The sequence below is a fragment of the Bacillus cereus group sp. BfR-BA-01349 genome (assembly GCF_022663795.1).
Classification (GTDB): Bacteria; Bacillota; Bacilli; order Bacillales; family Bacillaceae_G; genus Bacillus_A; species Bacillus_A cereus.
Window position 1 is genome coordinate 13,752 of sequence record NZ_JAKUGE010000045.1, and the last position, 22,947, is coordinate 36,698.

Here is a 22,947-nt window from a genome sequence, read left to right on the forward strand (position 1 = left end):
TCCACCTGCCTTATATTTATTGTATCGCATAAATAATCATCGTTATATTTTCTTTACATACTCTTCATCTTCTGAAGTAAAACCAAAACTCTCTATGAAAGACTTCGCCTTTTCTGTTAATTTCTCTTGTAGCACTTTTATTTCTTTCACATTTCTTTGTTTCATCATTTCTTCAAATGTAAAATACGTATTTGTACCATAACCGTAACCTTGGTAATCAAAATGAATAATTAGCTGTGATAAAACAGCCCGTTCCTCTTGTACACTATAATCTATTACACCAATATATGTATCATCAACTTTCACACAGTACTGTACCTTTTTCTCACCTAAACTATGCGATTTAAACATTTCTTTAACAACGCTTTCATTTTCTACAGTAACTTTCTCAAACGTAATCATATGTTGTCCATCCTTTTACTATTATTGTATCAATAATACTTCCTATTTATGAAAAAAACCTTAAGACCGTATGCGATCTTAAGGTTTTTCTAATTAAACTAAGCTATACGCACGTTTTGTTTCTTCATGGAACTTATTCGTATCGTATTTATGCTCAACATAAATTTGGTGCCATACCATAAACGCAAGTACAGTCCAAATTTTACGGCTATAATCGCCTTTATCTGCACAATGTGCTTCCAGTAAGTTTAATACATACTGTTTGTCGATTAAATGCTCTGTCTTACTTTCGTTTATAATATTTATAGCCCAATCATGCATTTCGTCTTTTAACCAGTGACGAATTGGTACTGGGAATCCAAGTTTTTTACGATCTAATACGTGATCTGGAACGATTCCGCGTGCTGCTTCACGTAAAATAGCTTTCGTAGTTCCGTTAGCAATCTTAAATTCAGTTGGAATTTTAGATGCAACATCGAATACTTCTTTATCTAAGAACGGTACACGAAGTTCTAATGAGTTTGCCATTGTCATTTTATCAGCTTTTAATAAAATGTCACCGCGTAACCATGTGAACATGTCAATGTACTGCATTTTACTTACATCATCATAATCTTTAATCTCGTTATACAATGGTTTCGTGATATCCATATAGTTAACACTTTCATTGTAATACTTCATTAATTCAGCTTTTTCTTCTTCACGGAAAATTTTAGCATTTCCATAGTAACGCTCTTCAATTGGTGTACATCCACGCTCTAGGAAGCTCTTACCTTTAAATCCTTCTTTAAGAGCACCACTTAATGCTTTTAGAACGCTCTTACCTGGGCTAGGAATGTAAGAGAACATTTTTAGTGAGTTTGGCTCACGGTAAATGTTATAACCACCAAATAGCTCGTCTGCGCCTTCACCAGAAAGAACAACTGTTACATGTTTACGTGCTTCTTTCGCAACGAAGTACAATGGTACAGCTGCTGGATCAGCTAAAGGATCATCCATATGCCAAATGATTTTTGGGAACTCATCCATAAATTCTTTCGCTGAAATGAATACGTTATGGTTTTTAACGCCTAATTTCTCAGCAGTTTCTTTCGCAACATCAACTTCACTGAAACCACGTTGCTCAAAACCAACAGAGAATGTTAAAAGATTTGGATTCATTTCTCTTGCGATAGAAGCGATGATAGATGAATCGATACCACCAGATAAGAATGAACCTACTGGTACATCACTACGCATATGCACTTTTACTGAATCATATAACACATCACGAATTGCTTGGATATGCTCCTCTTTCGTTGCACTTGAAGCGTTGAAATAAGGTTTCCAGTAGCGATGGATTTCCATCTCTTTACCGATTTCTTTTACGAAATAATGACCAGGCTCGATTTTATTAACATCAATTGTTAACGTTTCTGGCTCTGGACCATATTGGTACGTAAAGTAATGTTGTAGTGACGTTGGATTAACGCCTTTATCTTCCATCACATGCATAATACTTTTCTTCTCAGATGCGAAGAATGTAGTATCACCTTGTTGTGCGATGTATAAAGGTTTAATACCGAAGTGGTCACGTGCACCGAAAAGTTTCTTTTCCTCACGATCCCAAATCATAAATGCAAACATACCACGAAGGTAGTCTACACATTTTTCTTTCATATGTGCATACAATGCAATGATAACTTCTGTATCAGATTGCGTTGCAAACGTTGCACCTTTTTCAACTAACATTTCACGTAATTCTACATAGTTGTAAATTTCACCATTAAAAATAATTACATATCGATCATTTTCATAAGTTAGCGGCTGATGTCCTGCCTCTAAGTCAATGATGCTTAAACGGCGGAAGCCAAATTGTACATGTTCATCACGAAAATATCCTTCGTCATCTGGACCACGGTGGAAAATCATCGTGTTCATATTTTCAAATTGATGTTTTTCTGTTTCTGAAAACTCTCTAGGGTTTTCACATAAACATCCTACAAAACCACACATACTTCTTACCCTCTTTCAGTTTTCATTCTGTCTCTATACTACTATATCAACCCTATTTATACTAGCATAATCAACTGAATATGGCGACCAAAAACTATAAAAAAATCACTCCATTTCACATTTTTAACAATTTTTTATGAAAACATGAAAACTAGGCACTCACCTTTCTCCGCTTTTGTCATATGATATTGCAAATTGATTTCTAGGAGGGAATACCATGAGTGAAGAAAAAAAAGATTCTTCTCGCCCACCGGTTCGTAATTACTTAAAGCAAATTGATGATTTCTTCGAGCAAACACCTCTTCGCAATGTAATCGCTGATTTAAATCATTTTTTCCAAAAAGGAAACCGTTTATTAACATTCCCTGTAGATTTATATGAAGTTGGTGAAGAACTCGTTGTTACAGCTGAACTACCAGGTATACAAAAAGAACAAATCCAAATTGAAATACAAAGTGAATACTTAAAAGTCTCTGTAAAAGAAGAGATACTTGAAGAGGAAGAAGAACAAACATCCCATAACTATTATCGCCGAGAACGTTCCATTTCAGAAGCATCAAGATTGATTAAATTGCCGTATTCAATTAATAAAAAAGCGGCAAAAGCTTCTTATCAAAACGGCGTATTAGAAATTCGTGCACCGAAACTTCCCCAGCAACATGACATTTTATCGATAGACTAATACAAAAAAAAATAAGGGTGCTATGCACCCTTATTTTTAACCCACTAATCGCTTCATATCACGTATAATGTCTTCGTATGGCGTATTACTAATGCCACTATACTTTTTCATTACTTTTCCGTTTTGATCAATTAAATAAAATGATGTCCCATGCATGACCTGACCGTTCTCCGGCTTATCAACAAGTGATTGGAAATTATCTTTTGAAAACTTTGTAATATCTTCTAACGAATACCCCGTTAATAAATTCCAGTTACTAGTATCCTCTGTAAACTTTTGAATAAAAGCTTTCAGATTTTCTGGCTTATCAAGGTCTGGATCTACACTAAATGAAACAAACTGAACGTCTAATTTCTCTTCTTTTGCCATCTTTTGAAGCTTGGCCATATTTGCAGTCATTGGTGGACAAACTGTCTGACAATTTGTGAACATAAAATCTGCAACCCAAACTTTCCCTTTTAAATCTTTTGTACCAAATTTCTTTCCATCTTGATTTGTAAATTGGAAGGTTTCTAAATCCCAATTTAATGGTTTACGAAGCTTTGAACCTGATTCACTACATCCAGCAAGTACAAAGAGACAAAATACAACCATAAGACCAATTATTTTTTGATAACGCTTCATTTATAAACCTCTTTTCTCTATCCTAAATTTAAATAGGTTATGTTTATAATAACAAAAGTTAACACTACGAGAAAATTGTTTACTACATTTGTTCACGAAATCGTACGAATTTACGTATGTTACTTCTTTATTTCAAGCGAATTACTAGACAAAATATATTTTTTTACTATTATTTCTCTAAATAAAAGTGATAAAACTAATTTCATTGTTACTTTTGTAAATACCTCTCCCTATTTTTTAACAATTCCTTAAACATTAATCCATGTTTTACACTGTATTCCTTAACAACATTTCGGTACAATACAAATACAACGACTTTAAATGAGGTGATGTTCATGGCAAAGCGCTATGAAAATATGGATAATGTTAGTACAAAAAAATCAATTCGCTCTTTTTTACGCTGGCGTAAAGAACGAAAGCAAAACAAAAAAGATTTTTCTTTCTTAGTAGAACAATCACCCGTTAAACAAAGTGCATTTTTGCAAAGTAATGTTGAAAAAACGACTATCACATGGATTGGGCATTCCACTTTTCTTATCCAAACGAATGGACTTAATATATTAACAGATCCAGTATGGGCTAATAAATTAAAGCTAGTTCCAAGACTTACAGAACCTGGACTCTCTATAGAAGCACTACCTAAAATTGATATTGTCCTTATTTCACATGGTCATTATGATCATTTAGATTTTTCAACTCTTCGTCAGTTGAATGATGATGTTCTATATCTTGTACCTATTGGATTAAAAAAATTATTTACTCGTAAGAGATTTAAACATGTAGAAGAGTATAAATGGTGGGAAAGTACGATAATTAACGAAGTTTCTTTTCACTTCGTACCTGCTCAGCACTGGACGAGAAGATTCTTATTTGATATGAATACGTCTCACTGGGGCGGATGGATTATTGATAATGAAACGACTATGGAAACCATATATTTTTGTGGCGACAGTGGCTATTTCCAAGGTTTCAAAGAAATTGGTGAACGCTTTTTAATTGATATTGCTCTTATGCCCATTGGCGCTTATGAACCAGAATGGTTTATGAAAGTATCTCATGTTTCACCTGAAGAGGCCGTGCAAGCTTATTTAGATTTAAACGCTACACATTTTATACCAATGCATTACGGAGCTTTTGCACTCGCCGATGAAACACCTCGTGAAGCAATAACTAGACTTCGAAATAATTGGAATTTGCGCATGTTACCGTGGGAACAACTGCATGTACTCTTTTTAGGTCAAACTTTTATTTATAGTAACGCAACAAATGATAAGCAAATAAACGAAAAAATTGAAACTTTACATGTGTAACGTAATGACTGATTTTCTATATCCAACATATAATATAGAAAATCCTATAGTGAAACTTTAATTAGTGGGATTTCTTCATCCCCACTGATTATTTGCCTTCACCAATCAAGCTTTTACGGGCAGCCCGCTACCTAACCTCTTTGCTCCAGCTAAATTTGAGGTAGAGAGTTTTACTGTCCGCAAATAGCGGGATAAAGGGTGTTTTCTATGAATGAATATTTACAGACTCGCTATATCATTAGCGGTAGTGCCTGTGTAGCTCTTCTTATTTCTTACTTTCTATTTACATAAAAAAGCTACTTGAAATATATTTTCAAGTAGCTTTTTTATTACTCTGCTAAATACATAAATCCGATTGCGCCCGGACCTGTATGAGTACTAATAATAGGCGTTGTATAAAAAATTTCTGATTGAGCAAATCCACTCACTTTTTCAACCGCCGCTTTCATACTTTCAGCTAAAGGAATTGCTTTCGCATGCGGAATTGCAACAGCTTTTACGACTTTTCCAGCCGTATCTTGCTCAAATAACTTAGCTAATGTTTTTACAATTTGGCCTTGGCTACGAACTTTCGTTACAGGATTATAAACACCGTCTTCAAGACTAGCAATTGGCTTTATATTAAGTAGCGAACCGATAAACGCTTTTCCTTTACCGATACGTCCACCCTTCACTAAGTTTTCTAATGTATCCACTACTACATATAAACGAGTATTCTTTCTTACTTCATCTACACGTTTTAAAATTTCTTCTAGTGAGCGTCCGTCATTTGCCATTTTTGCAGCTTCAATTACTTGATATGCTAAAGCATGTGTAATAAATTGAGAATCAACAACCGTTACTTTTGTATCAGTCATTGATGCAGCGCTATTTGCAGTTGCTACAGTACCGCTCATTCCACTTGTCATATGGATAGAAAGGACTTCGCTTCCATCTTCCCCTAGCTTGTCATACATTTCTACAAATGTACCCATAGCTGGTTGTGATGTTTTTGGTAATTCCTCTGATTTAATCATTTCTTCAATAAATTCGTCAGGTTGTAAATCAACGCGATCTAAATATGTTTGTCCATTTACAGAGATTGATAATGGTAAAACATGAATGTCATACTTTTCGATTACGTCTTGTGATAAATCTGCCGTTGAATCTGTTACAATTTTAATTTTTTGCATACTATACTTCTTCCCTTTCCAATACGCTCTCCTTGTTATTATACTAGTATTCCCATTGCTTTCAACAATTTGGAACGAAATTTCATCAAATTAATTATATTTTCATATCTAAAATGAAAAAGACAGAGTTTACTAACCCTGTCCGTACTTCGTATCATGCATTTTTTCAAGGGTATTTGTTTTATATACATTTAAATAATCATTCCACTTCAAACAATTTTGTAAATATTCACGGAAAGAATACGAAAATCTTGGGTGTTTTTGTCTTTGAATTTTTGCAATAAATAATTGAAGACGAGACTGAATTAGAAACGATAATGGATGCTGTGCCTGTAGGACAGGGATTTCGAATATTTTAATGCAATCCCCTGTTGAATGAGTGAAATAAAAACTTTTCGTAATCACAATATCAATCCTCTTTTTCATTGGATTTTTGAACTTCCTCTACTTTGCGCTGTAACACGTTGTTTAAAGTGGAGTAAAATCAGACTTATATGATTTCTGTAGTCCTTATGGCTAGAAGATTTATACTCTATTCATCTTCACCTAATTCACCTTCCCGTCCTAAATATCTCTGAGACGGGAATCTCATTATCCATCAATTGTTTAATACATTTAGTATAAGCTTATAAAAGCGCAAAGTTTGTCTAAATTTTGGAGATTCTATAATTTTTTTCTTCTATATATTGTATACGTTTATAGCTATAGTATAACAAATAAATAAAAAAGTGCCTTTATAACGAGGCACTTTTCGACTGCATTTCTTCTCTTTTCTTTTTCCTCTTACTAACAACCTTTGATAACGCAATACTTACTTCATAAATACAAATAAGCGGCACTGCAACTAAACTATGAGATAAAAAGTCTGGCGGTGATATACAAGATGCAATGATAATTAATGCTACGTAAGCATACCTTCTTATTTTTATTAAAAATTCCGCCGTAAGTATTCCAATACTAGTTAAAAACATTACAACGACTGGCAATTCAAAAATCACAGCAAATGGAACTGTTAAATTAAGTACAAAATGAAAATACTTTTCTGTCGTAAACATCGTATTAAACATTTCATTACCTATCGTAGTTAAAAAGTGAAATAGAAACGGCATTACAATGAAATATCCAAAACATAAACCTGCGAGAAATAATATAGACAATACCGGTATATACATTATTGTCATCTTTTGTTCATTTGGATGTAAACCCGGTTTTACAAATAACCAAATTTGTATAGCAGCAAAAGGAATTGTACAAACGATAGCAAATACTGTAGCAATCGAGAAAAAAATCCACAATACATCACTTGGACCGAGAACAGTTAATTTCATTGGTAAATCTTTTACAAGCCAAAAATAAATATCCTTTGTAAAAGTAAATCCAATAATTAAAAATAGTACAAAGGATAACACCGTATATATTACTCTTTTTCGAAGCTCAACAATATGTTCTACTACGCTCATTTCCCGATCTTCCATCTCGTTCACCACACTTTATTTATCCATTACAAGGAAAATACACTACATTTTTTCTTTCTTTTCCTTTTCTTGAAATGCGTCATCTGTCAATTCTTTCGTTGATTTTTTAAACTCTTTTAACGTTTCCCCTAAAGCCTTCCCGATTTCCGGCAATTTTTTAGGTCCAAATAAAATGAGTACTGCTACTAAAATTAAAATTAACCCTGGAAAGCCAATATTTGAAAACATTTCCCCATCCCCTTTATTAGTAGTTTCCTTGTCCTACTATTACATAATTTTATTTTGTCAAAAAAGTTTGAAAACGTCAACAAATCCATTGTCTTTTATCAAAAAAATTCAAAAATATAATCAATTATACAAATTTCATTTTCTATTGCTCTTGTGTATGATATGGTAAGGGAAATGACATATTATTTTATGATAGTAGAAAGGATTTGCATTATGACTGAAAAAATGACACGAATGACCCAATTTGTAAAAGAAGAAATTGCAAATGCAATTACACATGGTATCGGTGCCATTTTAAGCATCCCTGCCTTAATCATATTGATTATTCATGCTTCTAAGCACGGTACCGCATCAGCTGTAGTTGCATTTACTGTTTATGGTGTAAGCATGTTCTTACTGTACTTGTTTTCAACATTGCTACATAGCATTCATCATCCTAAAGTAGAAAAAATATTTACTATTTTAGATCATTCAGCCATTTACTTATTGATTGCTGGCACGTATACTCCTTTTCTACTTATTACACTTCGTGGCCCATTAGGATGGACGTTGCTTGCTATAATATGGACACTAGCAATCGGAGGTATCGTCTTCAAAATTTTCTTTGTACGTCGCTTTATAAAGGCTTCAACTTTATGTTACATCATTATGGGTTGGCTCATAATCGTTGCCATTAAACCACTTTATGAAAATCTAACTGGACATGGTTTTTCACTACTTTTAGCAGGTGGAATTTTATATTCTGTCGGAGCTATATTCTTCCTTTGGGAAAAGCTACCTTTCAACCATGCCATATGGCACCTGTTCGTTTTAGGTGGTAGTGCGATGATGTTCTTCTGTGTACTCTTTTATGTCTTACCTACAGCATAATAAAAAAGGATTCAGCTTACTATAAGCTGAATCCTTTTTTATTACTTATGTAATTGTGATGCGATAACTTCCTGTGTATGCTTCGTTAATTCTTTAATATCCATATTCGCATAATCTTCAGGTGTAATCGGCTTAGAAATTGTTACTGTTGCATGAGCTGGCTTCATACGATTTCCATTCGCTTCAAACATCTTATATGTACCATCTAACGTTACAGGTAAAATTGCTACACCTGACTTTACTGCCAGATGAAAACTACCAGCCTTAAACTCTCCAACTTCGCCACCCTTACTTCTCGTTCCTTCAGGGAAAATTACGATAGAATGTCCATTCTTTAATAGTTCAATTCCATCTTTAATCGCTTGAAGAGATTGACGACGATCGCTACGATCCATAAATACACAATTCATAAGTTCCATCCAAATTGGTACAACTGGGAACTTTTTAATCTCTGCTTTTGAAACGAATCCAATTGGTTTATTTAAGTAACCTAGTAAAACAGGGATATCCATATTACTTTGGTGATTACTTACAACTAGTACTGGCTTGTCTTTCGGAACATTTTCAAGTCCTTTCACTTCTACTGCCCCTCCAGCTACACGTACCATTTTCTTACCAAACCAATTTGTCGTTTTATACACAGCATTATCTTTTTCTTTTGGCGCCATCGTATTTACTTGTCTTTTAAGACGCCACATTCTCGGTGTAATCGCAATTACGATTAAAATTAAATAAAAGATTTTAAAAAACGTTTGAATCATACAGAACCCCCACCTATTATCATTCCGACCTTCATTATACTAGACAAACGAAGGAAAAAGAAGAAAAAAAGTCCAAACAGCAAGTGTTTGGACTTTTTAAGCATTCTATATTAGAAACGTTTTGCTAATTCACGAGCATTAGCAATTGCTGCTTCTTTAATTTCTTGTGCTTTTTCAGGGTTTGCATTCATACCTTCAACTGCGATATATTCAGTATCATTTACACCGACAAATCCTAATACAGTCTTTAAGTGATTGCGACCGAAGTCTACAGCTGCGTATGCTCCTTCAGAATATACGCCACCTGTTGCCTGAATGTGAAGTGCTTTTTTACCTTCTAATAAGCCGACTGGACCATTTTCAGTATATTTGAATGTTTTACCTGCGATTGCTACGTTATCTAAGTATGCTTTTACTACTGGTGGATAGCTAAAGTTCCACATTGGAGTTATGAATACATAACGATCTGCATTCATAAATGTTTCTAAGTTTGTGTTCATTGCTGCTACTTTTTGTTGTTGAACTTCAGTTAAAGCTTCAAAGCCTTCACCTGCTGCAAATTTACCCCAAGCAGCAAATACATCTGCATCAATTGCTGGTACTGTAGTATTGAATAAATCAATTGTTACAACTTCGTCTTGTGGATGTTCATTTTTATAAGCTTCGATGAAAGCTTCCCCTACTGCCATTCCGAAAGAACCTTCTGCTGAATTTGGATTTGCTGTAATAAATAGTACTTTTGTCATTGTATTCTCTCCCTTTTTTCTCTTTATCTTCAATTCAAGATTTATTTTTTAAAAGTTAACAACTTACCTTATGTAAGTATAATACAAAAAGTTTTAATCAATGTCAATAAAAAAATAGCTACTTTTTTTTCGTAAGTTAATGATTTACTTTGTTTCCTTAAAATTTAGTATACAGATATTAAGAACTCTTTCATATAAAAAGGCTACCTCTACAACTTATAGAGATAGCCTTCTATTACATATTATTTTTGAAATACATGTTTTACTTTTTCAGCTGGAATATTACTTCCGCCTCTACCTTTTACATCTTCAATCATCATTGTAATGACCATATCTGGTGAATTTAAATCAAATGCAGCGAACCAACCTAGTTCTTTTCCTTCGGCCTCTTTTGATACTTTTAATTCCGCTGTACCTGTTTTTCCAGCAAGAGTCATGCCATCAATTTTAGCAATTTTCCCTGTACCATCTGGATCATTAATTACTTTCGTCATTGCAGTTTTTAATATATCCTGATTTCCTTTAGAAATTACATTTTCTTTCCAAGCTTTTGGTTGTTTATCTGTTTTAATAATATACGGTGACGGAATCGCTCCATCATTTACAATTGGCGCATACGTTAAAGCTAAATGAAGAGGAGTCATTAATACTTGTCCTTGTCCATATCCTGTATCTGCCATTTGAATATCATTTTTAATGCCGTCATTTGCAATTTTAGAAGCAGGGAATCCATATTCAATTGGTAGTTTCTCATCGAATCCGAATTTTTTTGCTTCACTCATAAACTTGTCTTTTCCGATTTTTAAAGCTTCTTGTGCGAAGTAAATATTATCCGAGTATTTCATCGCCTTATCAAGATCAATCGGATTTGCATCTTTCACACGCGTTACATAGTAATTACCCCAAGAAGAATCTTTTGTCCATTTTAATCCTTCAATTTTCAACTCTTCTTTTGGATCAATCGTTTTCGTTTCAAGACCAATTGCAGCTGTAATAGGTTTAAATACAGAACCTGGTACCGACAATTGTGTAAAGCGATTTGTCATTGGTTTTTTCGGATCATTATTCCACGCTTCGCGTTGTGCCTTTGATGTCCCTCGTGCAATTATATTAGGATCATATGCTGGACTACTTACTAGTGCAATTGTTTCTCCACTTTTCGGATTAATTGCTGCACTTGAACCAGCTTCGCCCTTCATTTCATTATACGTTTTTTCTTGAACAACACTATCAATAGTTAAAGTTACATTTTCTCCATCAACAGCATCTGTTTTTGCTAAATTTTTAATTTCTTTTCCTTGCGCATCTTCTACAAAGACACGGCCACCTTTTTTACCGCGTAGCTTTTCCTCTAATACTTGCTCTAAGCCAGCTTTACCAACTGGGTCATCAGCTTGATAGCCTTTCTTTTGTAGCGTTTTTAAATCTTCAGCATTTACCTTTCCAATATAACCAGTCAGATGAGCTGCCGCTTCCCCTAACGGATATGTACGAACATTTACAAGTTTTGTTGAAACACCTGGTAAATCAATGTACGTATTTTGTGTTGCCCCTTCAGGCAAAATTCCAATTGGTACGAGATACCCTGGTTTTACCCATTTAGCAGCTAATTTTTGATCAATTTCTTCTACAGACATATTTAATAACTTCGCTACTGTTTCTTTCGTCTGCGGAGCAGTATCGCCTAACTTTTCAGGAATCAATCCGATTTCAGAAGCTTTCCCATTCGTTGCAAGACCTTTTCCATTACGATCGTATATTTCACCACGTTTTGGCTGTGTTGTCTGCATACGCACTTTACTATCTTTCGTCATGCCAGGGAAAATAAAATCAGGAGTCCAATCTATTTTCCAAGATTCTTTATCTCCATCTTTTTCTTTCACCATTTTTGCTTCATGACCAAATGTGATTTTACCACCAACTGTATCCATGCTTACTTTAAAAGGAACAGGACCTTCATCTTTTTTATCTTCTTTTACTTCCCCTGTTTCTACCTTTAAGTCTTTCACTTCGATACCAGAATAAATTTTTTCATATTTCTCAGTAAACTCTTTCTTTGAAATATCTTTTTTTGCATTTTTTGATAGTTGATCATACATATCTGCAAATTTTTGTTTATTCCACGCTTTTACATATGTATCAAACGCTTCTTGTGGTTTTTCTTCTTTACCACATCCAACTAACATGAATGTTAAGCAAAGAAAAAGAATCCCCCATATCTTTCTCAATCGATTCTCCTCCTCTTTCTATATTAGTACTTTTGAAAATTTTAGCATTTTTACAGCTACCTATCATTATAGCACTATCGAATCTCATCTATAAACTTATATTGGTGAATACAAATAAAAAGATTGACGTGAATTCTCACATCAATCTTTTTTATTATTGTTGCTTCTCATATACATGGTAATAATACGTATACGGGGTTTTTTCATCCGTTAAACCTTTTTCTACAAAAATCTCTTTCCAATTTGTCATATCCATTTCTGGGAAGAATGTATCTCCTTCAAATGCATGATGGATTTTTGTTATATATAACTTGTCTACATAAGGTAAAAAGAGATCGTAAATTTGCGCTCCGCCAAAAATAAAAATCTCTTCTTCATTTTTACATAGTTCAAATACTTCTTCTACAGAATGAACAACTTCACAGCCTTCAACATGATACCCTTCATTACGAGTTACAATAATATTACGTCTTCCAGGCAGTGGTCTACCAATCGCTTCATAGTTCTTTCTTCCCATAATAAGCGGGTGGCCCATCGTTGTTTTCTTCACGTATTGTAATTCACTCGGTAAACGCCAAGGTAAATTATTATCTTTACCAATTACTCTATTTTCGTCCATCGCGACCATAAATGAAACAATCATTTTTTCATCTCCTCTACAATTATACTGCAACCGGTGCTTTAATTGCTGGATGCGGATCGTATCCTTCAATCGTTAAATCTTCCATTTCAAAATCAAACACAGATTTCACATCTGGATTTAATGTAAGTTTCGGGAATGGACGTGGTTCACGTGCCAATTGCTTTTCTACTTGTTCAAAATGATTTGTATAAATGTGTGCATCTCCAATTGTATGAACAAATTCTCCTACTTCAAGACCACATTCATGTGCAATTAAATGTGTTAGTAGTGAATAACTTGCGATGTTAAATGGAATTCCAAGGAATATGTCACCACTTCTTTGATATAGCTGACAAGAAAGTTTTCCGTCCGCTACATAAAATTGGAATAATGTATGACAAGGCGGTAATGCCATACTCGGTACGTCTTCAGGATTCCAAGCAGAAACGATTAAACGACGCGAGTCTGGTGTTTTTTTAATCATTTCAATTACATCTTTTAATTGATCAAGTGTCTCACCAGCTGTCGTTTTCCAAGCACGCCATTGTTTACCGTAAACGTCTCCTAAATAACCATATTTATTTGAGAACTCATCATCTTCTAAAACGTTCTTTTTAAACAATTCCATTTGCTCATCGTACTGTACTTTAAATTCTTCATCTTGTTGTGAACGAAGACCAAAATCAGTCATGTCAGGACCAGTATACTCATCACTTTCTACCCAGCTCTTAAACGCCCATTCATTCCAAATGTTATTATTATGCTGCAATAAATAGCGAATATTTGTATCACCTTTCATAAACCAAAGTAGTTCACTTGCTACAAGGCGAAATGGTACTCTTTTTGTCGTTAATAAAGGAAATCCTTTGCTCAAATCAAAACGCATTTGATATCCAAATACAGATACAGTTCCTGTCCCTGTACGATCTTCTTTCTTCGTACCATGTTCCATTACATGGCGGCATAAATTTAAGTATTCATTTTCAGCATGTTTCATATGTAGGAAAACCTTCTTTCAATCGTATATGGAATTTATCATAACATGAAAAATGGTAAATTTAATAATCTTAATTAATAAAATTTCTTGCGCTAATTCTTACAAAATTATTAACTTTCCATATTTTAAAAGGTTTTCATTTTCTATTACCGAAAGTATAGTGCGGTAGATCAAAATTTATATTTGGAGGTTAGAAATATGCCTAAAATTGAAACACCTGTTATGACTTCTTTACAAACCACGGTTGAAAAAATGATGAAGGATTTAAATGTTCCTGGTGTTGCTGTCGCTGTTATAAAAGACGGTGAAGTTATTCTTTCAGAAGGTTTCGGCTATCGTAATATAGAAACAAAAGAGGCTGTTACACCGAATACTCGATTCGCAATCGGTTCCTCAACGAAAGCGTTTGGTACACTTTCATTAAGCTTGTTAGCACAGCAAAAAAAGTTTAATTGGGATGCTCCTGTCCCGTCTTATATACCTAACTTTACTTTATCTGAACTACTTGCTAGCTCACAAGTTACAGGACGGGATTTAGCTTCTCATCGAACTGGAGTGAGTCGTCATGAGGCTCTTTGGTACAGTTCTTCCTTATCTCGAAAAGATCTCGTTGAAAAAATAAAACATTTACCACTTGATGCACCGTTCCGGACTGCATTTCTATATAACAACTTAATGTATGCAACAATTAGCTACATTGTTGAAAACATTACAAATCAAACGTGGGAGCAATACACTACAGAACATATTTTAGAACCTTTAAATATGAGACATACAAACTTCTCTGTTAACGATTCACAAACTACAGATGATTACGCTTTACCTTACATTGAAAATGACGGTGAAATAAAAGCAGTTCCATTCCGTAACATCGATACAGTTGGCGCTGCTGGGTGTATTAATTCCACAATTGAAGATATGGCAAATTGGGTACTTCTCCACTTAAATGAAGGAAAATTTGGAGATCATGAATTAATCTCCTCTGAATTATTACAACAAATGTATACACCACACAATTCAATTCCAGACCAACCGGTTTTATCACTCCCTGAATCTCCATTAAATAGTTACGGTCTTGGTTGGTTTATTAGCGCTTATCGTGGTAAAAAAGTGATTCATCATGGCGGTAATATCGATGGATTTTCAGCGCTTGTTTCATTCATACCAACAGAAAACATAGGCCTTGTCATTTTAACGAATGCTGGAGGAACATTACTTCCTACTTATCTCGCTAATCAAATTTATGACGAACTACTTGAATTAGAATCCATTGATTGGCATAAACGTGCTGTAGAAGATACTAAAAAAATGAAGGAAATGATGAAAGAAGCAACTGAATCCCTCCCTGAACAAATTAAAGGGACTACACCTTCGCACAAGTTAGAGGATTATACTGGTACTTTTGAACATCCTGCATACGGAACATTACAAGTATACAAACGAGATGATTCGTTATATGTACAATTTATGGAAATGGATATTCAATTAGGGCATCATCATTACGACATCTTCTCCACAAAAGTTGACTTATTCCAAATGAAAATGAGCTTATTATTCGCTTATGAAATGAATGTAAGTGGTGAATTCCCATCCCTTCAGTTACATGTACCAGCTACATTAAGTACTCAGCCGCTTACATTTAAGAAAATTAAATAAGTATCTTGACGGTAAAAAATAAAGGTAGGTGCGAATCACACCTACCTTTTCTATTTCATATCAATCTTATCTGGTTGAAACCAAATTGGTTTCGATAACTCAAAGTTATTATGATCCTCTAAAACTATAGTAAGACGCTCTAACATATCATCTAACATATGCGGCGCTGCTCGTAATGTCCAGACAACTGAGGAGAAAACTGTCATGCCAACATACACCGTGTATAATTTCCAGAACTCCTCTGGTATTTTCCTATTAAAGTATCCTTCTATTTGTCCGATTGAATACGGAATACTAATATCCCTTGCAAACAGTGCAATTTTTACGAAATCATGAATTGGGTCGCCCCAGTCATAGCCATTAAAATCAACAACACCTACATATTTTCCATCCCGTACAATTATATTTTCTAAATGAAAATCATCGTGTTGAAATCGATTCGGGCGGCTCTTTAAATATATTTCATTTTCCTCTATAAACTTTATGATTTTATCATCATTTTTTATTTTTATTCCGCATGTTTTGTATACCTCTACATATTTACTATGTTTTTTCATAGCTCTTTCATACCATGGAAGTATATCCTTAGGAGCTTCAAATGTATGCATTTTTGCTAAATCTTTTCCTGCCTCTATACCAATATCATATTGTTCTTTTGGTGAATACGTAGGCAATAGCTTCTTCGCATCTTCCCCTTCTAAATATGAAAAAATACTATAGCATACACCTTCTTCTTCCAATATACCTATTTCAATTGGCCTTTGTGCCTGTACGTTACGTTTTACCATTTCATTTAAAATTTGAAACTATATTTTCTTTCTTTCATACTCTTTTATATCGCCTGTCCGAAATAAATATTTTTCATTATTTGCATTCGTAATTATATATTTCTTATCAGGCGAAAAACCTTTAGAAATTTCTTCAATATTCGCTGCATCTTTTACTATTTGTATATTGCTTTGCCGTGCTGTAATTATCTTCATATCTATTCCCCTTACATTTCTGCATTTGGTGTATAGGCAACTTCTACAATAAATCCATCCGGATCGTAAAAATCAATCGTATAGTAACCTTCCGAATAATGATTCATTTCAATTGGACCACGTATTACCTTCACTTTCGTACTAGAAAGAAAATCTGCTACTTCATCAACTACTTCTCTATGAATAGCTTGATAACAAATATGTCTAGGCCCTAACGTCCTTACAATTTCCTCATCTACTTCTTTAAAGTATATTTCACTTTCTCCTGTGCTATATGCTACTTCATTTAACTTTCTCCACCCAATTATGGAAAACAACTTATTATAAAAAGAAATGGACTCCTCTAAATTTGCTACCCAAAATTCAATATGATGAATGCCTGCTCGCAGTGTATTCATATTAAGAATACGCTCCTTGTACTACTTGCACAATTTCCATCGGCTTATGAACCATGTAATCTGGTGCATCTTTTTTCACTGTTTCAATAACATCATATCCCCAAGATACCCAAATTACGTTCACTCCAGCCTTTTTACACGCTGCTACGTCTCGCTGTTCATCACCGACATATAACATATCTTTCTCTGTTATCTTTTTCGATTTTAAAAATCTTTTTATCATCTTGTCTTTACCGAACAAATTTTTAGAACAATACACTTCTTGTATATTTTCTATATCATTCTTTTGTAAAAACGCCCGAATATGCTCTTCTGAGTTCGATGATATGACTGCAATTCCGTAGCCTTTTTTATGTAGTTCATCTAATACTTCCTTCATCCCATGGAACAAAATAAGATCTTTTATAGCAGGTTGATACAATTTATAAAACTCCAGCGCTAATATCGGTAGTTTATACAGTGGTACATCGAGTTGTTTACATCTCTCCGCCATCGTTAACTTGCGTAAATACTCAATTTCTTCTTCTCTTACCGTTTTATATCCGTGCTTTTCAGCAATTTGATTATAAATTGGTACAAATATATTTTGTGAATCTACTAATGTGCCATCAAAGTCAAAAACAATATATTTTTGCATTTCCATACTCCCTTTGCTTCTTTTTTCTAAACCTATGTTATTCAACAACATGGTTGTCTGTCCCTTCTATAAAAATAAAAAAGAACAAGATTTTCTCTTGTTCTTTTTAAGAAAGCCATTTCGGCGGTACATTCGTATTCCAATAAATATTTCCTAACTCATGATGTCCTGAGTATCCATCATCAAAACGATGATAATGGAAATTAAAATAATAACCATCTTGCGGTGGATGATCTCTTCTTACATGGAAACGCAATAAATCATTTCCTGATTTCGTATCGTAGACATGAAAAATCTTTTCGTTATTCCCACCAGCTGGTTTTTGAGAAATCGCTAATGATTGTAGTGAATCTTCTGGTACATCACTAGCAAGCTCAGCAATTGCCTCTTCAATCTTTGGTAATATTACATCTTTAAATTCATCTTCAATTACTGGACCAATTTTAGTACCAAACTTTTGCATCGACTGCTTCTCTGCTTCTTGCATCGCATAAGTAATAAAAGTATCGGTGGTTAACCTGTCATTCGTTTCTTCATATGTATAGGACGTACTCTCCAAACTTTGTTGCCCAGCTGTGCTCGTAGGCTTGTCCGCAGCTTTGGCATTATCAAGCAATATGGAAGGAGGCGTCACTAAACCAAATGTAAATACGGTAATTAATGCGACTAAGGTTTTTCTAAACCAATTTGGCATTTATGTTCCCTCCCCTTTCACTCATTATTTTTTATATAACGGTGGTTTCTTCTATTATACAAAATGATTGTAATTTTTGCACTTTACAATTTTGTTAACGTTCACATATTTTTCACTTGAATATGAAATTGTAAGATTTCATACAATATTAATACCACGATATTGAGGAGGCACTTGAATGACTTTAGACGTCATGTATTCCGCCGCAAGCATACTCGTTTTAGTATATTTTATTTATCAATGTGTTACAGACTAGAAAAAGAGCCATCAATGGCTCTTTTTTAATGGTAGAAATACAATCCATACAATTAATAAAATAAAAACAACGCTGCCTACCACAGCTGGCAATAAATAAAACTGTGAAAGTATAACTATTCCATATAAAAGTATTGCTGGTAGTAGTAAATAACGATCTGCCTTCCATCTTAACAATAGTAATTTCCCTTCATCACAATATAAACGAAGAAACATCTTATTCGTAAATTCATTCCAATAATCACGTGCATAGCGAGAAATTGCAACTACAGCAAATACGAGAACAATAGCTGCAATCCACCTTGGAGTCATAATTATACTTGCAGTACTGATACATACAATTTGAATATAAAATATTCGTGCAGTACTTGTACGGAAAAATTCTTTCAAAAAAGATTCGACAATACGAGAATCAGCTTTTTTCCCTAAAAGTCTTTTAGAGCGCGGAAACATCCACGGTTTTTTATTCGAACTACTCGGTTTAGCCGCATGACCACCAACTTGCATAATTCCGCTCGTCCAGCGCATGCTTTCCTCCTTTTCTTTCTCGATTTCTTTAAAAAAGAACTTTTTATAATTCATTTTCTCTTTTACTAATACACTACTTAAGAAAATTACTAGACCGATAAATAAAATTGAATACAACGGATTTTTATAAATAAAAAATAAACTAATTCCAAAAAAGGACACGCTCATAGAAAATACTACATTTTTTACAATCCATAAAACCCATCGTTTCCCCACATGTACATGAACAAATCTCGTTAACAACGACAACATAAATCGAAATATAGTAAAGAATACCCAAAATAATAGGACTTGTATCTCTGTTACTTCGATACTTTTCATCAACACCGGTAACATAATAACGACTACTATTATATTCGTTATCGCTATTCGAACAAATGTGTACATCATGCCATACTGGACTAATTTTCGCATATGTGTTGCATACGAAATTAAAAATAAACTATCCGCTTGCTCAAAAAATGAACGAACTCCTCTTGGATATGTTACTAAATAAAATGCGAGTAATCCTAATCCGAAATAAATCGTCTCTTCCGTTGATAATTCATTTATCCATAGCGATCGATAATAGATTCCCATAAATATAAGTGCTGGAATAATAATATATAATGCGACTGTCCAATCTGTTACCGAACGTATAGACTTCCATTTCCGCTCAAGTTCATGGCGTAATCTCTTATAAAATTGTTGTTTAATCATGTTGTTCACGCCTTACAATTACATCAAAGCAGTCTAATAATGAACTACCCGGCATTTCCGCTAATATTTGAATAGATTCTAAATGTCCATCTGCGACTAATGTACCTTGTGAAATGAGTAAAAATCTTTCACAAATTTTTTCAGCAGTATCTAATACGTGCGTACAAAGTAAAATTCCTGCCCCGCGCTCTTTTTCTTTATATAAATAATTTAAAAACTCTTTCGTAGCTACTGGATCTAAACCGATAAAAGGTTCGTCAATGATATAAAAATCTGGCTCAGTTAAAAACGCCAATATTAGCATCGATTTTTGTTTCATGCCTTTTGAAAACTTTGATAAATACTCATGTTTATGCTTATTCATTCGAAAAGTATGTAATAATTGTTCCGCTCGTTCTTCCCAACTTCCCATTTCACTTCCACGAGCTGCCATTAATAATTCAATATGTTCCCAGAGCGTCAAGTAATCATAGTATGTTGGATGTTCTGGTACGTATGCATACGGATTTTTCTTTTCACCGAATGATATTTCACCGTCCATATTTACAAGTAATCCGAGTATCGTTTTAATCGTCGTACTCTTCCCAGCACCATTTGCTCCAATAAGAGCAACTAGTTCACCTTTTTCGATAGAAAAAGCTATATCATGAATTATTTTTTCACCTATTTCATATCCAGCTGAGCGGATATTTACTTTTAACATGCATTCCCCTTCTTTCCATTTCTAATACAATCAAGGAAAATAATAATATATAACTATCTGTATATCATTATAAAATATTTATTTTCATAGCAGGAAAAAACATTTTTTAACAGAATATAAAATGTTTGATTACATTTTATTGGAGTTGATAATATGTCTTTTCAAATTCGTGAAGCAACGATAGATGATATAGACGCACTTTGTTCTTTAACGAAAGAATTAAAAGGTTCCTCTATTTCCTATGAAGATATGAACAACCGCCTACAATTCGTACAAATGAGTCCGTTTGATTTTTTATATGTTTACGAGGAAGAAGAAGCTATATTTGGATTACTTGGATTTCGTATACGTGAAAATTTAGAAGATGTAACACGTTATGGAGAGATTTCAATTATTAGCGTTGATTCTAACATACGACGGAAAGGCATTGGACAAGTGTTGATGGATTATGCCGAGCAATTAGCAAAGAAACATAATTGCATTGGCACATGGCTAGTTAGTGGAACAAAAAGAGTAGAAGCTCATCCTTTTTACAAAAAATTAGGCTATGAAGTAAATGGCTACCGATTTGTAAAACATTTTTAAACTACTTATAAAGTGAAACTTTAATCAGTGGGGGTCTTACTCCCCGTTAATACGGAATAAATTGAAGGGACTATAACTATGACAAACATTAAAGCAATTTTCATTGATCGTGACGGTACAATTGGTGGTGACACTACAATACATTATCCAGGATCTTTTACATTATTTCCATTCACAAAAACATCTTTGCAAAAACTAAAAGCTAAAAATATAAAAATTTTCTCTTTCACAAATCAACCTGGTATCGCAGATGGAATAGCAACTGTAGCCGATTTTGTACAAGAATTAGAAGGCTTCGGTTTTGATGATGTTTATGTATGTCCTCATAAACACGGTGATGGTTGTGAATGCCGTAAACCAAGTACAGGCATGCTGCTTAAAGCAGCAAAAAAACATGGGCTTGATTTAACACAATGTGCTGTAGTTGGTGATCGCTGGACTGATATTGTTGCAGGGGCAAAAGTAAATGCGACTACGATTCTAGTCCGAACAGGCGCTGGGTATGATGCTTTGCATACGTACCGAGACAAATGGGCACATATTGAACCAAACTACATTGCAGATAACTTTGAAGATGCAACAAACTGGGTTTTAAATCAACTATAATACAAATGAAGATTTTGATTCACTCGAAATAATTTAAAACATAGTTTAAATAGCTTTTTTGGCAAATAATTGTCTTCCACAAAACGGATCACCTCAAAAGGTAGCAAGTTCCCTTTTGATACGCAAACATTGCAATTCAAATTATATTTTTTATTAGTAACAGCAATTAACGTAAAGAAGGAATAGCTTAGTGGCTATCCCTTCTTTATTGACTTCTATTATTTACATTTGTTATCTGTTTTTATTGAGTATTCTCATCGTTTTTATACTCCAAAATATCCCCTGGCTGACACTCTAAAGCTTTACATATCGCTTCTAATGTTGAAAAACGAACCGCTTTTGCTTTCCCATTTTTCAAAATAGAAAGATTCGCCATCGTAATTCCAACCTTCTCCGAAAGCTCCGTTACACTCATTTTTCGTTTTGCTAACATGACGTCAATATTAATAATGATTGTCATATCCGCCACCTCAGACCGTCAAATCATTTTCTGATTTTATGTTAATTGCCTCTTGTAGAAGTCGTTGGAGGATAGCAGCAAAAACGGCGATAACGAGCGAAGCAAAAACGATAATGAGTCCCACTAGCCCAATAGGAGGGTCCATTTTTTTCGCTATAAAATGAAAAAGTGGCAAACTTAATACATACAAACCACTGATTGTAATTGCACAGCGCTTTATATTCTTTAACGCCTTTACTGATAATTCCGAGAACGCTGTGTTCTCATCAATGTACTGTAAAAGATTGAAAGCCTGATAAAGAGCAACGTAAAAAGGCACAGCTGCTCCATACATCACAATGAAAACAAGATATTTCATCGGAGCAATATTAGGATACAAACTTGCTGCGAAATTCGCCATTTCCGGCACTAAAAATATGCATAAAGCAAGCACTGAAATTCCAGCAAGAAAAATAATTACTTTTAAGAACGTTGTTGAACTTCGTTTAAGATTCATTTACAATTCCTCACTTATTTAATGACAACATAATTTTATCACAACATTTATTGTTTAATAATAAATAAATATCGTTTTATTTTTGTCATGTTTTTTAATTTAGGCAAAAATAAAAAAGAATTTCTCATTACAAAG

Annotated in this window: 25 protein-coding genes and 1 pseudogene; 6 read left to right on the plus strand and 20 right to left on the minus strand. The window is 33.9% G+C overall.

From position 1 onward, the window contains the following. Nucleotides 1-42: 42 nt before the first annotated feature. Together MR169_RS21280 and asnB are read right to left on the minus strand one after the other, a co-directional pair. A complete protein-coding gene (locus MR169_RS21280; protein ID WP_000627523.1) occupies nucleotides 43-402 on the minus strand; it encodes a GNAT family N-acetyltransferase in 360 nt (119 codons plus the stop codon). A 93-nt stretch (nucleotides 403-495) separates the two neighbouring features. Continuing rightward, the gene (gene asnB, locus MR169_RS21285; RefSeq protein ID WP_242319986.1) at nucleotides 496-2,397 is read right to left on the minus strand and encodes an asparagine synthase (glutamine-hydrolyzing); all 1,902 of its coding nucleotides are present in this window, start codon (nucleotides 2,395-2,397) and stop codon (nucleotides 496-498) included. Between the two features lie 217 nt (nucleotides 2,398-2,614). On the opposite strand from asnB, the gene MR169_RS21290 reads away from it, so the two are divergent. Further along, nucleotides 2,615-3,079, plus strand: a complete 465-nt coding sequence (locus MR169_RS21290) for an Hsp20/alpha crystallin family protein (protein WP_001288085.1) — start codon at nucleotides 2,615-2,617, stop codon at nucleotides 3,077-3,079. 36 nt (nucleotides 3,080-3,115) lie between these two features. On the opposite strand, the gene MR169_RS21295 is transcribed toward MR169_RS21290, so the two are convergent. Next, nucleotides 3,116-3,703: an SCO family protein gene (locus MR169_RS21295; RefSeq protein WP_000833331.1), complete on the minus strand. Its 588-nt coding sequence runs from the start codon at nucleotides 3,701-3,703 to the stop codon at nucleotides 3,116-3,118. Between the two features lie 335 nt (nucleotides 3,704-4,038). Between MR169_RS21295 and MR169_RS21300 the strand changes: the two genes are divergently transcribed. Further along, the gene (locus MR169_RS21300) at nucleotides 4,039-5,013 is read left to right on the plus strand and encodes an MBL fold metallo-hydrolase (RefSeq protein ID WP_016117735.1); all 975 of its coding nucleotides are present in this window, start codon (nucleotides 4,039-4,041) and stop codon (nucleotides 5,011-5,013) included. Between the two features lie 329 nt (nucleotides 5,014-5,342). Here MR169_RS21300 and MR169_RS21305 read toward each other — a convergent pair whose 3' ends face one another. The 4 genes from MR169_RS21305 to MR169_RS21320 all read right to left on the minus strand — a co-directional run bounded on the left by MR169_RS21305 (nucleotide 5,343) and on the right by MR169_RS21320 (nucleotide 7,888). Then, the gene (locus MR169_RS21305; RefSeq protein ID WP_001169470.1) at nucleotides 5,343-6,185 is read right to left on the minus strand and encodes a DegV family protein; all 843 of its coding nucleotides are present in this window, start codon (nucleotides 6,183-6,185) and stop codon (nucleotides 5,343-5,345) included. Nucleotides 6,186-6,317: 132 nt separating this feature from the next. Beyond that, a complete protein-coding gene (locus MR169_RS21310; protein WP_242319987.1) occupies nucleotides 6,318-6,590 on the minus strand; it encodes a DUF2535 family protein in 273 nt (90 codons plus the stop codon). Between the two features lie 329 nt (nucleotides 6,591-6,919). Further along, nucleotides 6,920-7,660: a twin-arginine translocase subunit TatC gene (gene tatC / locus MR169_RS21315; RefSeq protein WP_000390120.1), complete on the minus strand. Its 741-nt coding sequence runs from the start codon at nucleotides 7,658-7,660 to the stop codon at nucleotides 6,920-6,922. Nucleotides 7,661-7,702: 42 nt separating this feature from the next. Continuing rightward, nucleotides 7,703-7,888 carry a twin-arginine translocase TatA/TatE family subunit gene (locus tag MR169_RS21320; RefSeq protein WP_000492443.1) on the minus strand — a complete coding sequence of 62 codons (186 nt, stop codon included), beginning with the start codon at nucleotides 7,886-7,888 and terminating at the stop codon, nucleotides 7,703-7,705. 213 nt (nucleotides 7,889-8,101) lie between these two features. Here MR169_RS21320 and trhA point away from each other — a divergent pair, with 213 nt between their 5' ends. After that, nucleotides 8,102-8,758, plus strand: a complete 657-nt coding sequence (gene trhA / locus MR169_RS21325; RefSeq protein WP_000136889.1) for a PAQR family membrane homeostasis protein TrhA — start codon at nucleotides 8,102-8,104, stop codon at nucleotides 8,756-8,758. A 41-nt stretch (nucleotides 8,759-8,799) separates the two neighbouring features. Here the strand turns inward: trhA and MR169_RS21330 are convergent, their stop codons facing one another. The 5 genes from MR169_RS21330 to MR169_RS21350 form a co-directional block, all read right to left on the minus strand. Continuing rightward, the gene (locus tag MR169_RS21330; RefSeq protein WP_242319988.1) at nucleotides 8,800-9,519 is read right to left on the minus strand and encodes a lysophospholipid acyltransferase family protein; all 720 of its coding nucleotides are present in this window, start codon (nucleotides 9,517-9,519) and stop codon (nucleotides 8,800-8,802) included. A 110-nt stretch (nucleotides 9,520-9,629) separates the two neighbouring features. Then, nucleotides 9,630-10,265 carry an FMN-dependent NADH-azoreductase gene (locus MR169_RS21335; RefSeq protein ID WP_098782833.1) on the minus strand — a complete coding sequence of 212 codons (636 nt, stop codon included), beginning with the start codon at nucleotides 10,263-10,265 and terminating at the stop codon, nucleotides 9,630-9,632. A 242-nt stretch (nucleotides 10,266-10,507) separates the two neighbouring features. Further along, the gene (gene pbpC / locus MR169_RS21340; RefSeq protein ID WP_242319989.1) at nucleotides 10,508-12,493 is read right to left on the minus strand and encodes a penicillin-binding protein 3; all 1,986 of its coding nucleotides are present in this window, start codon (nucleotides 12,491-12,493) and stop codon (nucleotides 10,508-10,510) included. A 154-nt stretch (nucleotides 12,494-12,647) separates the two neighbouring features. Continuing rightward, nucleotides 12,648-13,136, minus strand: a complete 489-nt coding sequence (locus MR169_RS21345; protein WP_242319990.1) for a dihydrofolate reductase — start codon at nucleotides 13,134-13,136, stop codon at nucleotides 12,648-12,650. A 19-nt stretch (nucleotides 13,137-13,155) separates the two neighbouring features. Next, complete coding sequence (locus MR169_RS21350) at nucleotides 13,156-14,112, minus strand: thymidylate synthase (protein ID WP_000679609.1); 957 nt, start codon at nucleotides 14,110-14,112, stop codon at nucleotides 13,156-13,158. Nucleotides 14,113-14,310: 198 nt separating this feature from the next. On the opposite strand from MR169_RS21350, the gene MR169_RS21355 reads away from it, so the two are divergent. Next, nucleotides 14,311-15,768, plus strand: a complete 1,458-nt coding sequence (locus tag MR169_RS21355) for a serine hydrolase (RefSeq protein ID WP_242319991.1) — start codon at nucleotides 14,311-14,313, stop codon at nucleotides 15,766-15,768. 50 nt (nucleotides 15,769-15,818) lie between these two features. Here MR169_RS21355 and MR169_RS21360 read toward each other — a convergent pair. The 6 genes and pseudogenes from MR169_RS21360 to MR169_RS21385 form a co-directional block, all read right to left on the minus strand. Beyond that, nucleotides 15,819-16,751, minus strand: a pseudogene (locus tag MR169_RS21360) (aminoglycoside phosphotransferase family protein). Between the two features lie 11 nt (nucleotides 16,752-16,762). Next, nucleotides 16,763-17,149, minus strand: a complete 387-nt coding sequence (locus MR169_RS21365; protein WP_047386066.1) for a VOC family protein — start codon at nucleotides 17,147-17,149, stop codon at nucleotides 16,763-16,765. A gap of 1 nt (nucleotide 17,150) precedes the next feature. Next, nucleotides 17,151-17,786 carry an HAD family hydrolase gene (locus tag MR169_RS21370; protein WP_001987851.1) on the minus strand — a complete coding sequence of 212 codons (636 nt, stop codon included), beginning with the start codon at nucleotides 17,784-17,786 and terminating at the stop codon, nucleotides 17,151-17,153. Between the two features lie 106 nt (nucleotides 17,787-17,892). After that, a complete protein-coding gene (locus MR169_RS21375) occupies nucleotides 17,893-18,480 on the minus strand; it encodes a YpjP family protein (protein WP_001134421.1) in 588 nt (195 codons plus the stop codon). Between the two features lie 267 nt (nucleotides 18,481-18,747). Next, nucleotides 18,748-19,962 (minus strand): ABC transporter permease, encoded by a 1,215-nt coding sequence (locus MR169_RS21380; RefSeq protein WP_000595442.1) that lies wholly within the window; start codon nucleotides 19,960-19,962, stop codon nucleotides 18,748-18,750. Then, complete coding sequence (locus MR169_RS21385; RefSeq protein ID WP_000921904.1) at nucleotides 19,955-20,665, minus strand: ABC transporter ATP-binding protein; 711 nt, start codon at nucleotides 20,663-20,665, stop codon at nucleotides 19,955-19,957. Before MR169_RS21385 ends, MR169_RS21380 begins: the two co-directional genes overlap by 8 nt. Nucleotides 20,666-20,818: 153 nt before the next feature. Between MR169_RS21385 and MR169_RS21390 the strand changes: the two genes are divergently transcribed. Both MR169_RS21390 and MR169_RS21395 read left to right on the plus strand, forming a co-directional pair. Then, the gene (locus MR169_RS21390) at nucleotides 20,819-21,250 is read left to right on the plus strand and encodes a GNAT family N-acetyltransferase (RefSeq protein WP_000009776.1); all 432 of its coding nucleotides are present in this window, start codon (nucleotides 20,819-20,821) and stop codon (nucleotides 21,248-21,250) included. Between the two features lie 78 nt (nucleotides 21,251-21,328). Then, nucleotides 21,329-21,856: an HAD-IIIA family hydrolase gene (locus MR169_RS21395; protein WP_016117730.1), complete on the plus strand. Its 528-nt coding sequence runs from the start codon at nucleotides 21,329-21,331 to the stop codon at nucleotides 21,854-21,856. A gap of 241 nt (nucleotides 21,857-22,097) precedes the next feature. Here MR169_RS21395 and MR169_RS21400 read toward each other — a convergent pair whose 3' ends face one another. Both MR169_RS21400 and MR169_RS21405 read right to left on the minus strand, forming a co-directional pair. After that, nucleotides 22,098-22,316 carry a helix-turn-helix domain-containing protein gene (locus tag MR169_RS21400; protein ID WP_000152534.1) on the minus strand — a complete coding sequence of 73 codons (219 nt, stop codon included), beginning with the start codon at nucleotides 22,314-22,316 and terminating at the stop codon, nucleotides 22,098-22,100. A 10-nt stretch (nucleotides 22,317-22,326) separates the two neighbouring features. Continuing rightward, nucleotides 22,327-22,812, minus strand: coding sequence for a DUF2975 domain-containing protein (locus MR169_RS21405; protein WP_242319992.1), 486 nt, complete (start codon nucleotides 22,810-22,812; stop codon nucleotides 22,327-22,329). Nucleotides 22,813-22,947 lie beyond the last annotated feature (135 nt).

Excerpts from the sequence above, each read along its gene's own strand:
- MR169_RS21280 (WP_000627523.1), bottom strand. The coding sequence starts at position 402 with ATGATTACGTTTGAGAAAGTTACTGTAGAAAATGAAAGCGTTGTTAAA.
- asnB (WP_242319986.1), bottom strand. The coding sequence starts at position 2,397 with ATGTGTGGTTTTGTAGGATGTTTATGTGAAAACCCTAGAGAGTTTTCA.
- MR169_RS21290 (WP_001288085.1), top strand. The coding sequence starts at position 2,615 with ATGAGTGAAGAAAAAAAAGATTCTTCTCGCCCACCGGTTCGTAATTAC.
- MR169_RS21295 (WP_000833331.1), bottom strand. The coding sequence starts at position 3,703 with ATGAAGCGTTATCAAAAAATAATTGGTCTTATGGTTGTATTTTGTCTC.
- MR169_RS21300 (WP_016117735.1), top strand. The coding sequence starts at position 4,039 with ATGGCAAAGCGCTATGAAAATATGGATAATGTTAGTACAAAAAAATCA.
- MR169_RS21305 (WP_001169470.1), bottom strand. The coding sequence starts at position 6,185 with ATGCAAAAAATTAAAATTGTAACAGATTCAACGGCAGATTTATCACAA.
- tatC (WP_000390120.1), bottom strand. The coding sequence starts at position 7,660 with ATGGAAGATCGGGAAATGAGCGTAGTAGAACATATTGTTGAGCTTCGA.
- MR169_RS21320 (WP_000492443.1), bottom strand. The coding sequence starts at position 7,888 with ATGTTTTCAAATATTGGCTTTCCAGGGTTAATTTTAATTTTAGTAGCA.
- trhA (WP_000136889.1), top strand. The coding sequence starts at position 8,102 with ATGACTGAAAAAATGACACGAATGACCCAATTTGTAAAAGAAGAAATT.
- MR169_RS21330 (WP_242319988.1), bottom strand. The coding sequence starts at position 9,519 with ATGATTCAAACGTTTTTTAAAATCTTTTATTTAATTTTAATCGTAATT.
- MR169_RS21335 (WP_098782833.1), bottom strand. The coding sequence starts at position 10,265 with ATGACAAAAGTACTATTTATTACAGCAAATCCAAATTCAGCAGAAGGT.
- MR169_RS21345 (WP_242319990.1), bottom strand. The coding sequence starts at position 13,136 with ATGATTGTTTCATTTATGGTCGCGATGGACGAAAATAGAGTAATTGGT.
- MR169_RS21350 (WP_000679609.1), bottom strand. The coding sequence starts at position 14,112 with ATGAAACATGCTGAAAATGAATACTTAAATTTATGCCGCCATGTAATG.
- MR169_RS21355 (WP_242319991.1), top strand. The coding sequence starts at position 14,311 with ATGCCTAAAATTGAAACACCTGTTATGACTTCTTTACAAACCACGGTT.
- MR169_RS21365 (WP_047386066.1), bottom strand. The coding sequence starts at position 17,149 with ATGAATACACTGCGAGCAGGCATTCATCATATTGAATTTTGGGTAGCA.
- MR169_RS21370 (WP_001987851.1), bottom strand. The coding sequence starts at position 17,786 with ATGCAAAAATATATTGTTTTTGACTTTGATGGCACATTAGTAGATTCA.
- MR169_RS21375 (WP_001134421.1), bottom strand. The coding sequence starts at position 18,480 with ATGCCAAATTGGTTTAGAAAAACCTTAGTCGCATTAATTACCGTATTT.
- MR169_RS21380 (WP_000595442.1), bottom strand. The coding sequence starts at position 19,962 with ATGATTAAACAACAATTTTATAAGAGATTACGCCATGAACTTGAGCGG.
- MR169_RS21385 (WP_000921904.1), bottom strand. The coding sequence starts at position 20,665 with ATGTTAAAAGTAAATATCCGCTCAGCTGGATATGAAATAGGTGAAAAA.
- MR169_RS21390 (WP_000009776.1), top strand. The coding sequence starts at position 20,819 with ATGTCTTTTCAAATTCGTGAAGCAACGATAGATGATATAGACGCACTT.
- MR169_RS21395 (WP_016117730.1), top strand. The coding sequence starts at position 21,329 with ATGACAAACATTAAAGCAATTTTCATTGATCGTGACGGTACAATTGGT.
- MR169_RS21400 (WP_000152534.1), bottom strand. The coding sequence starts at position 22,316 with ATGACAATCATTATTAATATTGACGTCATGTTAGCAAAACGAAAAATG.
- MR169_RS21405 (WP_242319992.1), bottom strand. The coding sequence starts at position 22,812 with ATGAATCTTAAACGAAGTTCAACAACGTTCTTAAAAGTAATTATTTTT.